Source organism: Streptomyces sp. NPDC050422, from assembly GCF_044458665.1.
Classification (GTDB): Bacteria; Actinomycetota; Actinomycetes; order Streptomycetales; family Streptomycetaceae; genus Streptomyces.
This window is the reverse complement of the sequence record NZ_JBITIE010000004.1, coordinates 390450-401502: the sequence shown is the minus strand read 5'-3', so window position 1 is coordinate 401502 and position 11053 is coordinate 390450. Positions and strand designations below refer to the sequence as shown.

Annotated in this window: 10 protein-coding genes; 2 read left to right on the top strand and 8 right to left on the bottom strand. The window is 69.8% G+C overall.

Features of this window, described 5'->3' with window-relative positions:
* Positions 1-92: 92 nt before the first annotated feature.
* The 6 genes from ACIBJG_RS08110 to ACIBJG_RS08085 form a co-directional block, all read right to left on the bottom strand.
* The gene (locus ACIBJG_RS08110; RefSeq protein WP_399305376.1) at positions 93-1688 is read right to left on the bottom strand and encodes a polysaccharide lyase family 1 protein; all 1596 of its coding nucleotides are present in this window, start codon (positions 1686-1688) and stop codon (positions 93-95) included.
* A 647-nt stretch (positions 1689-2335) separates the two neighbouring features.
* Entirely contained in the window at positions 2336-3745 is a 1410-nt protein-coding gene (locus ACIBJG_RS08105; RefSeq protein ID WP_399305374.1) for a carboxylesterase/lipase family protein, read from the bottom strand.
* A 92-nt stretch (positions 3746-3837) separates the two neighbouring features.
* Positions 3838-4539 carry a DUF4232 domain-containing protein gene (locus ACIBJG_RS08100; RefSeq protein WP_399305370.1) on the bottom strand — a complete coding sequence of 234 codons (702 nt, stop codon included), beginning with the start codon at positions 4537-4539 and terminating at the stop codon, positions 3838-3840.
* Positions 4540-5109: 570 nt separating this feature from the next.
* Positions 5110-5538 (bottom strand): SRPBCC family protein, encoded by a 429-nt coding sequence (locus tag ACIBJG_RS08095; protein ID WP_399305367.1) that lies wholly within the window; start codon positions 5536-5538, stop codon positions 5110-5112.
* A gap of 130 nt (positions 5539-5668) precedes the next feature.
* Complete coding sequence (locus ACIBJG_RS08090; RefSeq protein WP_399305412.1) at positions 5669-6379, bottom strand: class F sortase; 711 nt, start codon at positions 6377-6379, stop codon at positions 5669-5671.
* A 141-nt stretch (positions 6380-6520) separates the two neighbouring features.
* A complete protein-coding gene (locus ACIBJG_RS08085) occupies positions 6521-7042 on the bottom strand; it encodes a hypothetical protein (protein ID WP_399305365.1) in 522 nt (173 codons plus the stop codon).
* A gap of 220 nt (positions 7043-7262) precedes the next feature.
* Here ACIBJG_RS08085 and ACIBJG_RS08080 point away from each other — a divergent pair, with 220 nt between their 5' ends.
* Positions 7263-7970 carry a DUF2470 domain-containing protein gene (locus ACIBJG_RS08080; protein WP_399305362.1) on the top strand — a complete coding sequence of 236 codons (708 nt, stop codon included), beginning with the start codon at positions 7263-7265 and terminating at the stop codon, positions 7968-7970.
* Positions 7971-8179: 209 nt separating this feature from the next.
* On the opposite strand, the gene ACIBJG_RS08075 is transcribed toward ACIBJG_RS08080, so the two are convergent.
* Both ACIBJG_RS08075 and ACIBJG_RS08070 read right to left on the bottom strand, forming a co-directional pair.
* Positions 8180-8665, bottom strand: coding sequence for a hypothetical protein (locus tag ACIBJG_RS08075; RefSeq protein WP_399305359.1), 486 nt, complete (start codon positions 8663-8665; stop codon positions 8180-8182).
* Positions 8666-8734: 69 nt separating this feature from the next.
* Positions 8735-9835 carry a M20/M25/M40 family metallo-hydrolase gene (locus tag ACIBJG_RS08070; RefSeq protein WP_399305410.1) on the bottom strand — a complete coding sequence of 367 codons (1101 nt, stop codon included), beginning with the start codon at positions 9833-9835 and terminating at the stop codon, positions 8735-8737.
* Between the two features lie 268 nt (positions 9836-10103).
* Here ACIBJG_RS08070 and ACIBJG_RS08065 point away from each other — a divergent pair, with 268 nt between their 5' ends.
* Positions 10104-11018, top strand: coding sequence for a LysR family transcriptional regulator (locus ACIBJG_RS08065; protein WP_399305356.1), 915 nt, complete (start codon positions 10104-10106; stop codon positions 11016-11018).
* Positions 11019-11053 lie beyond the last annotated feature (35 nt).

The window sequence follows — 11053 nt, the reverse complement described above, 5'->3', positions numbered from 1 at the left end:
GCTACGAGGACTTCCCGGCGCCTTGCGATCGCACGCACCAGACGCCGCCCGGCCCGCCCTCCGGGCGGACGGCGCTACTTTCGAAACACGCCCTAACCCGCGTAGGTCTCGAACTCGGCGATCTTCGGGGTGCCTGTCGAGCCGGTGATCTGGAAGGTGATCTTGCGCAACGACGTCTGCGGGATGGCGATGACCCCCGCGCCACTCCCGGAGGTCAGTACGGCTCCGGTGTCGCCGTTGAGCACCTTCCAGGATCCGATGCTGCCGGCGGAGCCGGACGCCTCCCGGATGCTGACCGAGGACACGGAGGTGGCAGAGGCCCACTTGACCGAGACGGAACCGGTGGCTCCTGCGGGCGACCAGTAGGTGCTCAGGTTGCCGTCCCGCACGTTGCCGTAACTCGTCCCGTCGGCCTTGCCGGACCCGTCAGCGCCCGCACCGATGCTGAGGTTGGTCCCGGTGGGGTCGGTCGGGTCCGGCGTCGGGTCGGTCGGGTCCGGGGTCGGGTCGGTCGGGTCCGGGGTCGGGTCGGTCGGGTCCGGGGTCGGGTCGGTCGGGTCCGGGGTCGGCGTCTGCGTCTGCGTCGAGCAGTTGCCGTCCGACACCTTCAGCCCCTTGTTGGCGCCCGCCGTCTGGGCCACGATCCCGGGCACGCAGGACGCCGCGTCGAGGCTGTAGGCGTAGGGGATGCTGACGGTGGTGTTGGACTTCGGGTCGGGCCCGGCCGGGTTGTTCTCGCTGCCGGGGGCGGACCACGTCACGTTGTCGAAGGTGTTGCCGCTGACCTGCCAGTACCCGGCCGCGTCGGTGTAGAAGGTGCCCAGGACGTCCTTGGAGTCCTTGAAGTAGTTGTTGTCCACCTTCGCGCGGGCCCCGGCCCGGGAGTTGATCCCGGACTCGTTGAGCTTCACGTAGTAGTTGTTGTAGATGTGGGCGATGCCGCCGCGCAGCAGGGGGGTACGGGAGTCGAGGTTCTCGTACAGGTTGTGGTGGAACGTGACGAAGCCGTTGGAGAGTTCGGTCTCGCTCGACCCGATGAGTCCGCCGCGGCCGGAGTTGCGCAAGGTGCTGTAGGAGAGCGTCACGTACTGCGTGTTGTCCTTCATGTCGAAGAGGCCGTCGAATCCCTCCGACTCCCCTCCCGACGCTTCCAGGCTGGCGTGGTCGACCCACACGTTGCGGACGTCGCTCTCCATGCCGATGGCGTCACCGCCGTTGGACGTGGGCGACCCCGACTTCTTGACGTTCTTGACGGTCACGTTCTGGATGATGATGTTGCTGGACTGCCGTATGTGAATGCCCAGTTGGTCGAAGACGGCTCCACTGCCGACACCGACGAGCGTGACGTTGCTGATCTGCTTGAGCTCGATCACACCGGCTGCGGTGTTGCAGCTGTCGCCGGACACCTTGGCGGTGTTGGCGTGATTGATGGTCCCCTCGACCTCGATGGTGATGGGGGTGCTGCTGCTGGCCCGGCTGCACAGGGCCTGGTGGATCGCGGTGCCCGTGGTGGCCCGGACCGTCTGTCCGCCCGCACCGCCGGTGGTTCCGCCGTTCTGCGTTGCATAGCCGGTGGCGCCACCGGTAGCGGCTGATGCCGAAGGCATCGACACTACGGCGCCGGTCGCGCCGGCAAGGGCGGCCGTGGTCAGCGCCGCGTACAGGCGCAGTGCGACTCGTCTCTTCATGCTGGTTTCTCCCTGTTCGTTTCCGGGCCGGACACGAAATGGCATGCCCATGTCATCCGATGGCCTGCGGGCCGCGGGTTCCTTGCTGGACAAACCCTGATCAGCGTGGTTGCGGGTGCTCTTCTTCGGTGCGATCGAACGGGCCGCGCCATTGCGGCCTGGAGCTACACGTACACAGACGTCGACCGCGGGGTCACCGCCGCCACCCTTGCAGGAGGCTGTCGCCTTCGAAACCGCGAAGGAGGGCGCGATGCCTCGTCGTCATGGCGTACGTCCTCGACCCCATGACGTGTCGGCACCGCGAGTGCGGCCCCGATCCGGATGTGTGGCAACTCGGTCATGAAGTCCCAGCAGATGCCGCGACTCCACAGTCACCGGAACGGCGCTCGCATAAGTGGAAAGCGCTTTCTCGTGTGGAGAATAGAACCGCTCCCACGGGACTGGCAAGGCTCTGGACGCACCCGCAGGGCGGGGCGCTCCATCTCGTTCACCAACTGCCCTGCGATTGCTGGACTTAGAGGTTCATGCACGGCACGGGCGGCGCGGCGCGGAGCCGCCCGTGAACACTTCCCACAGGTGGGTCCACACCGGAGCAAGCGCGTTCTTCCCGTGCGTTCGGTGTGGGCCGGTCACCGGCATCTTCGCGGTCACTGCTGCTGGAGCCAGGCCCGCAGTTCCTCCTGGCGTGGTGCGAGGTCGACACCTCTGTCGGGGTGGTCGAAGACCCTGACCGGCCGGCGCGTGTCCCAGGCGGACCAGCCCGGGTCTCCCGAGGAGGTGAAGGCGACCCATGCCCGATGCATGACGTCGGCCAGCGGTTGCGGAGCACCCGGCCCGGTGAGCGCTTCACCGTGCCGGAGGTTGTCGAAGACGAATCCGATCTCCAGTGCGTGGCACGCGCCCAGTCCCAGAACGGGCGAGCGCCAGGCGAACTCGTACAGAAAGGTCCGGGCCGGCCGCGCGTCGGCGAGGCGGTTCAGTGGCGCTCGCAGCAGCAGGTCCGTGGCCATCTCGCCGAGGACCACCCCTGGCTTCGCGCCCGGCTCGGCCGCCCTGTACAGCCGGGCGACCCGCCCCGGGATCCGGAGCTTCAGCAGGGCCAGCCGCAGGGAGAGACCGCTGACGCGGTCCACCAACCCGCTGGGCACGAACCACAGTCGGTACTCCTCCCGGTTATAGCCAAGCAGGAGGTCGACGGTGGGCAGCGAGGGGCCGGCCGGGACCACGTCGCCGTCGGTCACGAGGTGGAATCCGGGTCCGCCGCTGATCGGATCGGATGTGCCGACCACTTCGGTCTGTGCGTCCAGCAGCAGCTCACGGTCCACCTCCGCGAACGCCTCCGCCGTGGCGGGCACCCGCAGCACCTTCGCCATCGCACGCACGGTTTCCGCGCCCCGGCTGCGCGGCACGGTGTGCGGCGCTCCGCTCTGCAGGATCGCCCGGTGGAACAGGCCGGCCGCGCGAGGGCTGGTCATCAGGGCGGCGATGCTGACGGCCCCGGCGGACTCGCCGCACGCCGTGACGTTCTCCGGGTCCCCGCCGAAGGCCGCGATGTTCTCCCTCACCCAGGTCAGGGCTGCGATCTGATCCAGGAGGCCCCGATTGTCGGGTGCGTCCGGGAACACCCCGAAGCCCTCGACGCCAAGCCGGTAGTTGACGGTGACGAGGACCACGCCGTCGCGTGCGAAGGCCTGACCGCCGTACAGGGACACGGCGCCCGAGCCGTTCCGCAGGGATCCTCCGTGGATCCACACCATCACGGGCAGCGGTCCCCCACCGGTGTCCGGGGTCCAGATGTTGAGGTTCAGGTACTCCTCCCCCGGGATGTCCACTTCGGGAAGCAACCGATCGAGCGGCGGCCGGTAGGGACGCTGCGGCGCGGTCGGCCCGTAGTCCAGCGCATCGCGCAGCCCCGCCCAGGGCTCGACGGGCGCAGGGGCGCGAAAGCGGAGGGCGCCGAAGGGTGCGGCGGCATAGGGAATGCCGAGGAAGGTGGCGATCCCGTCCCGGACGCGGCCCCGGACCCGGCCTCGGTGAGTGGTCGCGATGACGTCCATGTCGGTCCTTTCACGAGGTGCGCCCGACCCGACGGCCCGGGAGGTTTCGTCGCGCAGCTGTCGACCTGCCCGGATGCCCGGCTCATACGGTGTCAGCCGTCCACCGCCGTGGTCGTGAAGCGGTCGCCGCAGACGTGGAGCAGGGAGGTGCGCAGGGTCAGGGCATCCCTGGAACCGGGCGGATAGACGCGAAGGTAGTCGGGCCGGCTCCAGCAGCCCGAGTCCTCGATGCCCTGGTTCAGGGTGTGCAGGGTGACCGCTGCCGTCTTGCCGGGGGCGATCACGGTTGACTCCCGCGTGGCGCCCTCACGCTCGGCGGGGACACCGATCGCGCTGCCGTCACGCTTGATCAGGGAGACACCCGGGAAGCCCCGCAGGGCACACGCGGTGGTGGACTGGTTCACGAAGGTGAGCCGGTAGTGGATCTGACCGGCGCCGGCGTCGGCACGACCGAGGCGCATGGTCAGGCCGTCGGCGGTACAGCGCCGCGCATCCGGACCGGCTCCGGAGCCGGGACTGGCACTGGCACTGGCACTGGCACTGGCACTGGCAGCACTACTGGAGTGGTCCTGGTCGGCGGGTTCATCGGAGGCGCCCGTACCGGCAACAGTGGAAATGGAGACCCCTTCGGAAGAGCTTTCGGCGCCCGATGCGGAATCGGCCGGTGCGGAACCGGTCGCCCCGGAGCCGGTCGCCCCGGGCGGTCCTGCCGAGGCCGAGGTACCGCCGCAACCGGCTGCCGCCAGGGTGATCGAAGCGATCGCGACCGGGACAAGGACATGTCGACGGAACATGCGAGCCCTCCAGGCCTTCCTCCCGCTACGCGGCGCGTGCGATCGCTCGAGCGGTGGTGGATTGGTGCACGAGAGTGAACTCATGTTCCTCACCTGCTCGATTCCGCACCGTTTGAACCCGGTACGCGGCGGACCGGCACGAGGAGGAGAACGAAGAGAACAAACAGAGAGAGCAACTGTCACTGGAGAGCCTCTCGTCGGTGAATCGTCCACCCGGGCGGGTGACTTGGGCTGCCGGGGACTTTCGCCCGGGCAGCGCGGCGACTATGCCTGTCCTTCGTGATCAATAATCTGCTGCGCACTGCCTCGGCCGTCGCGCTGACCGCCCTGCCTCTCGTCCTGGCCCACCCGGCGAACGCCGCGGCAGGCTTCGTCCCGCCGCAGGCGGGCCCGTGTGCCTCGGTCATCGCGCCCACCGGCTACGTCTGTGTCCCCGCGCCCAAGCAATGCATCACGACACCGTGCCCCCAGTACGACCTTGTGGCGCTCTCACCTGAACCGTGGTCATACGTACGCGCATGACGGCCCCGGCGCTTGGCCCTGTCGCGCGAGCCGCACCGCGTGTACCGGTCAGCTGTCTCGAACCGTCTGCTCGGACTCCGCCAGCTCCTTGAGCCGCGCCAGGTCGGCACCGACCATGTCGGCGTCGCGTCGGAGGTCGGCATCGCTCATGCCCGGCTGCCGTCGCAGGGTGAACACCACTTCGCTTCCCGTGCCGTCCGCGATGACGCGGACCGGATTGTGGACGGTGTCCCCGGAAGGCAGCGTGACGTCATGGTCGAGCACGCCCAAGTCGTTGTGGGGGGTGAAGGCAACGACGACCCGCCCCATGGGGGAGGATTCCGCGACCCATTGGCCGTCGATCTTCTCGATGGAGCCTCCCAGTCCCTGGGCCCACGCCGGGAGGTTGGCCGGATCGGAGGCGAAGGCGTAAACAGCCTCCACAGGGCTGGCGATATGGATGCTGATATGGCGCGATTCGCTTCCGGTGCTCTTCATGGCGGCGACGATATCGGGTCGCTTCCATCATTTTCTTGAAGGAAACGGACACAGCCGGCCGTAGCCGGGTCTCCGTTCCGGCACCGCCCTGCGCGCCGTGCACGGCCCACGTACGTTCCTGCCGGCTTGGTCAATGCGATCCCGACTGCCCCTCTCCGACGACAGACGTCAGACGCGCGTACGCCACGACGTTGCCGTCGTAGCCGGCCTTCTTCGAGAAGCCGCCACCGCAGGTGAGCACGCGCAGCTCCGGTTCGGAGGTGTTCGCATAGACGCGGTCAGCAGGAAATTCGGCCTTGCTGACGACCTCCACGGCATAGACGGAGAAGACGGCGGTCGTGCCGTCGGTGCGGGCGATCTCGATGCGGCGCCCCTTCTCCAGAGCGCCGAGGCCGTAGAAGACCGCAGGGCCTGTCTTGTTGTCCACATGACCCACGAGCACGGAGGTGCCGGGTTCGCCGGGAGTGACGGAACCGTCGTACCAGGCAGCCAGGTTGTTGTCCGCCAGTGGTGGCGCGTCGATCCAGTCGTCCGTACCCAGACCCACCTTGCCGACCGGGGCGTCGACGTCGAGGAAGGGAATGGTGATCCGGTCCGGCAGGGACCGCGTGAGGGGTTGGGGAGGCGGCCCCTTCGGCCACGTGCCGGCACCCGACGCACCGGACCGGTCACCCACGGCCGACGCGGGTTGCGGGGGCCCGTCGTCGCCGCCGAGACCCTGTCGGATGAGGGACAGACCGAGCAGCAGGGCGACGGCCAGGGTGCCCCAGCCAGGCCCGCGGCGGCCGCTGTCGTTCTTGCCGTCGTCCCGGCCCTCCGCGACGGCGCGGCGGCCGAACAGCCCGTGCCGTACCGGTGCCGGGGGTTCGGCGGGTTCGATCCACTCGTGCCACACGGCTCTGTGCACGTCTTCTCCGCATTTCGGTCCTGTGGTCCCTGGACCGGGCCCACGACAGGGCCCGGTCCGTCGGCGCTCTCCCGGTCAGGCGTTGCTGCCGGAACGACGACGCATCTTGTAGGCACCGAATCCGAGCGCACCCGCGACAACGGCGGCTCCCGTACCGATCTCGCCCGGGCTCATCCCGGAGAAGCTGCCACCGGCACCGGCCCGGACGCCGTTGCCCGGCATCGTCGAGCCCGTGTGGTCGTTGTGCCCCGAGCCCTCGCGAATGGTCAGCGGCGTGGTCCCCTTCTCCCCCTTGCAGTCGAAGGTGACGTCGTACTCGGCACCGGACTTGGCGTCGTCGTCGACGCGCGCGGTGGCGGAGTGGCCCTCCTCCAGGGTGACGGTGTCGAACACACCCGAGGTGACGGTCACGGACGGGACCTCGCACCCGGTGGCGTTGAGGGTCACGGTGCCGCCGGGGGCGACTGTCGACGGGGAGACGGTGAAGCCGAACGACGTGATGTTGTGGTTCCCGTCGTCGGCCAGGGCCGCCGGAGCAGCGACTCCGAAAGCGGCGGCACCGAGCAGGGCGACAGAAGCGACACGTATCACGCGCATGATGGTTCTCCGGATTCTCGAGAAGCAGCTGTGGACCTTTTGTCCGCACAAGCGAGCAATGCCCCTCGGCTCGGGTGACGCTAGGTGCCGCCCTTGCGGCTCGCCACTCGGTCTCCGCGGAGCGGGCGCCGAATGGAGCAGCACCCTCCATCCGTAGGTTAGGTTAGGCATGCCTAAGCAACCATCGCCGGATCTCGTCACCTTCCTCAGGAGACCCTGGATGCGCCCTTTCAGCGCCCGTGTCACGCAGCCGACCCCCGCCGAGCGCGTACGGTCGGTCCTCGCCTCAGCCCATTCGATGACGGTGGTGAGTGACGGCTCGGACCCTGTCGAGGTCCACACCCTCGACGGCACGGGCGCCATGGGCCACATCCACCTCCATGAACCGTCCGAGTCGGGGCCCGCCCGCCCGGCCGCTCCCGTGCCTGTCCGGCTCGAGCTGACGGACGTCGCACCCACGCCCGTACGCGACCGGCTGCGTGCCCGCGTCACGCTGACGGGGCTGCTGGCGGCCCCTTACGACGCGGAGGCCACGCACAGCATCTGCATGGAGTTCGGCCAGGCGATCCTGGACGATGGTGGCTGCCGCACGTTCGTTCCACTGTCCGCGCTCCGGACGGCCATCCCCGATCCGGTCGCCGCCCACGAAGCGGACATGCTGACCCATCTCATGGACAGTCACGCGGAACTCGTACCGTTGCTCCTGCGTCTCGTCCGCCCCCGGCCGGACAAGAGCATGCTGCGCGCCCTCCCCCTTGCGCTGGACCGCTACGGCCTCACGCTGCGTCTGGAGTTCCGCCGCGCACGGCGCGACGTGCGGCTGCCGTTCGCGTCGCCCCTGACGGAGATGGACCAGGCCGGACCCCGCATCCATGGGCTGCTGGCAGCCGCCCGTCGCGCTTCCCACCCCAGCCGGCTGTTCGCCTGACGTCGCACGAACCTGCGCCTCGCCGGGGCGGTGGGTGGGCTCCCCCACGTATCGCCACCCCGGCCACGACGGGCGGTGGCCCTCAGGCGCCCTGGGTTCCCCGCAGTTCCTCCACAGCGACCCGCGCCGCAGCGCCGTCCACGGCGTCGGCGCGGGGCAACCTGCCGTCGGCCCGGGGTGCTCCGCGTGACCGCGATCGCCGTCCGGGGTCAGCGGCCCACCCCGTTCTGCGCCGCCCGGCTCAGCAACGGCGCAACCACGGCCGGCCGGAGCCCCATGCCCAGGAACGCCAACTGTCCGGCACCTCGCCGCTCAATCTCGAACCGGTGGAAGGCCATGAGCAGCGACTGCGAGACCATCACGTTCAGGGCCGTCACCTCGCTCCACGCCACGGCTCCTCGCGGCCGGCCGAACAGGTCTGTGAGGACCAGCCCGCCCTCGAACAGGTAGCACCTCCGGAGCCCGAACCTTGCGGACACGAGGCTCCATGCACGGGTCAGCCCCCACACGACGAGCACGACCCCGGTCACGACGGCGCCCTTGGTCAACGCATCCGCGGGCCTCTTGACGAGCAGGAGGACGAGGAGCAACAGACACAGCGCCATGAGCAACCGCCGTGCCGTCTGCGCGAGCGCACCTGCGACTCCTGCGACCGCGTGGTCGCCACATGCCTCGCCCCATCCGAACCCGCTCATGTCGCGCCTCATCCGCATCGCCTCCTTCCAGGGTTGTCATGGCCCACTCGGCCAGAGCGGACGAGCACGTCATCGCCTCGTCCGTGCGATGAGTCCGGCGAGCAGCCGGGCCCGGGGAACCATGCGGGCAACGTCGACGTACTCGGCGTCCGCGTGGGCGCCGGCGCCCACGGCTCCGAGGCCGTCCAGGGTCGGACAGCCCACCGCCGCGGTGTAGTTGGCGTCGGAGGCGCCGCCGACGGACGCCGCCCTCAGCGGTTCGTGCCCCTGTTCCGCGGCGATCCGGGACGCCAGGGCGAACAGGACCGCGGAGGACTCCGGCCCCATGGGCGGCCGCTGTCTGCCGCCCCGTACTTCCAGTCGCGCACCGGGCGTGCGGGGCGTCATCCCTCGTACCAGCACATCGATCGCCTCCTGCACCACAGCGCTGGGAGCCCGGACGTCGACCATCAACCGCGCCAGCGCAGGAACGGTGTTGCGGGCACTGCCCGCCGACAGAAGGGTGGGTGTGATGGTTGCCGCGCCCAGGGGCCCGCCGTCCGCGGCGGCGGCAGCCGAGGCGCCGAGGGCGGCGACGGACAGCACCTGGTGTGCGGCCTCGATGGCGGCGTTGACCCCCTTTTCGGGTTCCTGACCCGCGTGTGCGGCCTTGCCGTGCACCACGATCTCGTAACGCGAAGTACCTTTGCGAGCGGTCTTGAGCGCACCCCCCTCGTCGGCCGACGCCTCCAGCACGAACGCTGCCACGCACCCGCCTGCGGACTGCTCGATCAGCCGCCGGGAGGTCGTGGAGCCGACCTCCTCGTCCCCGTTGACGACCACGCACACCCCCTCCGGCGAGGGGAGGGAAGCCAGCGCATGGAACATCTGCACCAGACCCGCCTTCATGTCCAGGACTCCGGGCCCGCGCGCCCTGCCGTCCTCCACCGACCAGGGAAGGTTCCGGATCGAGCCCATGGGCCACACCGTGTCGTGGTGCCCGACCAGCAGGACCTTCGGGGTACCGAACGACCATCGCAGGTGACTCACACCCTCGACCACGATCCGTTGCGGTGCGACCCCCAGCAGCCTCTCCCCGACGGCGCCGACCACCTCCGCGCTGCGTGCCACCGCCCCCAGGTCGGCCGAGAAGGACTCGCACCTCACGAGTTCCTCCAGATCGGTCAGCATCGCCGGAAGGGAGAGGACCCCCTCCCGCGTCACCGGCGCCGTCTCGCCTTCACTTGCCCTTCGCGACAACACGCTTCCCCCTGGGGCTACTTGGATCACAGATGGTGCGGCGGAGCGCCTGTCCCTGCGCAACTCCGACGTGCAGTCGACGTTAGGGCGGGGCCTGACATACCACCAGCGACTGGATTGCATGGAAGCCATGCAATCGAGGAATGGGAGGAGCGAGAATGACGAGTGAGGCTGTGCAGAACCCAGAGGTGGTGAGCGGATGTTCGAGAACGACGCACTCCGGCTGCTCGTGACCGTGGCGGAAAGCGGCTCGTTCACTCAGGCGGCGATCCGGCTCCACTACACGCAGTCCGCCGTGTCCCGGCGGATCGCCGCGCTGGAGCAACAGTCGGGCGGCCCGCTGTTCGACCGGCTGCCCAGGGGCGTACGGCTCAATCCCGCCGGCCGCACGCTGCACCGGCACGCCACCGAGGTGCTGGAGCGGCTCGCGCGGGCGCAGCGGGAACTGGCCGTGCTCCACGCGGGGCAGGGCGGTCTGCTGCACGTCGGCGCGTTCGCCACCGCCAACATCTCCCTGGTGCCCAGCGCCCTGCGGGCTCTCCGCGACACCAGGCCGGGGGTCGAGGTCGTGGCATCCGAAGGTCCGACCGACCTCCTCGTGCGGCGGCTCGTGGAGGGAGCGCTCGACCTTGCCGTCGTCAGCGACTACCCGTCCGGTCTGCCGCAGGCCGACGGTGTCACGACGACGGTGCTGTGCGAGGACGAGTTGCGCGTCGCGCTCCCCCGCGGGCACCGGCTGGCCGGAGCCGGCACGTTCGACCTGCGCGAACTACGCGACGAGGCCTGGCTCCAGAGCGCGTACGGTGACCGGCCGACGATGCTCGCGGACGCCTGCGCGCGGGCGGGCTTCAGCCCCAGGAAGGTCATTCGCATCGCGGAATGGACCGGCAAGTTCGGCTACGTCGCCGCGGGACTGGGTGTGGCGCTCGTCCCCTCGCTGGCCGCCCGGGCGGTCCCCGGCACACTCGCCCTGTGCCGTCTCACCGACCCGGCTCTGCGCCGGACCGTGCATGTCGCGATGCCCACCGCCCCGCTCCCGGCCGCCCTGGAACTGCGGGACTTGTTGCGTGCCGCGGGCGGCCCCGAAGGTCCGGTGCGTCGGCCGGACCACTGAGGACGGCCGGCCCGGCCCCGCCGCGACCTGCCGAG

What these genes read in the sequence shown, in the direction of transcription:
- ACIBJG_RS08110 (WP_399305376.1), bottom strand. Translation starts at nt 1,688, where the DNA reads ATGAAGAGACGAGTCGCACTGCGCCTGTACGCGGCGCTGACCACGGCC.
- ACIBJG_RS08065 (WP_399305356.1), top strand. Translation starts at nt 10,104, where the DNA reads ATGTTCGAGAACGACGCACTCCGGCTGCTCGTGACCGTGGCGGAAAGC.
- ACIBJG_RS08080 (WP_399305362.1), top strand. Translation starts at nt 7,263, where the DNA reads ATGCGCCCTTTCAGCGCCCGTGTCACGCAGCCGACCCCCGCCGAGCGC.
- ACIBJG_RS08070 (WP_399305410.1), bottom strand. Translation starts at nt 9,835, where the DNA reads ATGCTGACCGATCTGGAGGAACTCGTGAGGTGCGAGTCCTTCTCGGCC.
- ACIBJG_RS08095 (WP_399305367.1), bottom strand. Translation starts at nt 5,538, where the DNA reads ATGAAGAGCACCGGAAGCGAATCGCGCCATATCAGCATCCATATCGCC.
- ACIBJG_RS08075 (WP_399305359.1), bottom strand. Translation starts at nt 8,665, where the DNA reads ATGAGCGGGTTCGGATGGGGCGAGGCATGTGGCGACCACGCGGTCGCA.
- ACIBJG_RS08105 (WP_399305374.1), bottom strand. Translation starts at nt 3,745, where the DNA reads ATGGACGTCATCGCGACCACTCACCGAGGCCGGGTCCGGGGCCGCGTC.
- ACIBJG_RS08100 (WP_399305370.1), bottom strand. Translation starts at nt 4,539, where the DNA reads ATGTTCCGTCGACATGTCCTTGTCCCGGTCGCGATCGCTTCGATCACC.
- ACIBJG_RS08085 (WP_399305365.1), bottom strand. Translation starts at nt 7,042, where the DNA reads ATGCGCGTGATACGTGTCGCTTCTGTCGCCCTGCTCGGTGCCGCCGCT.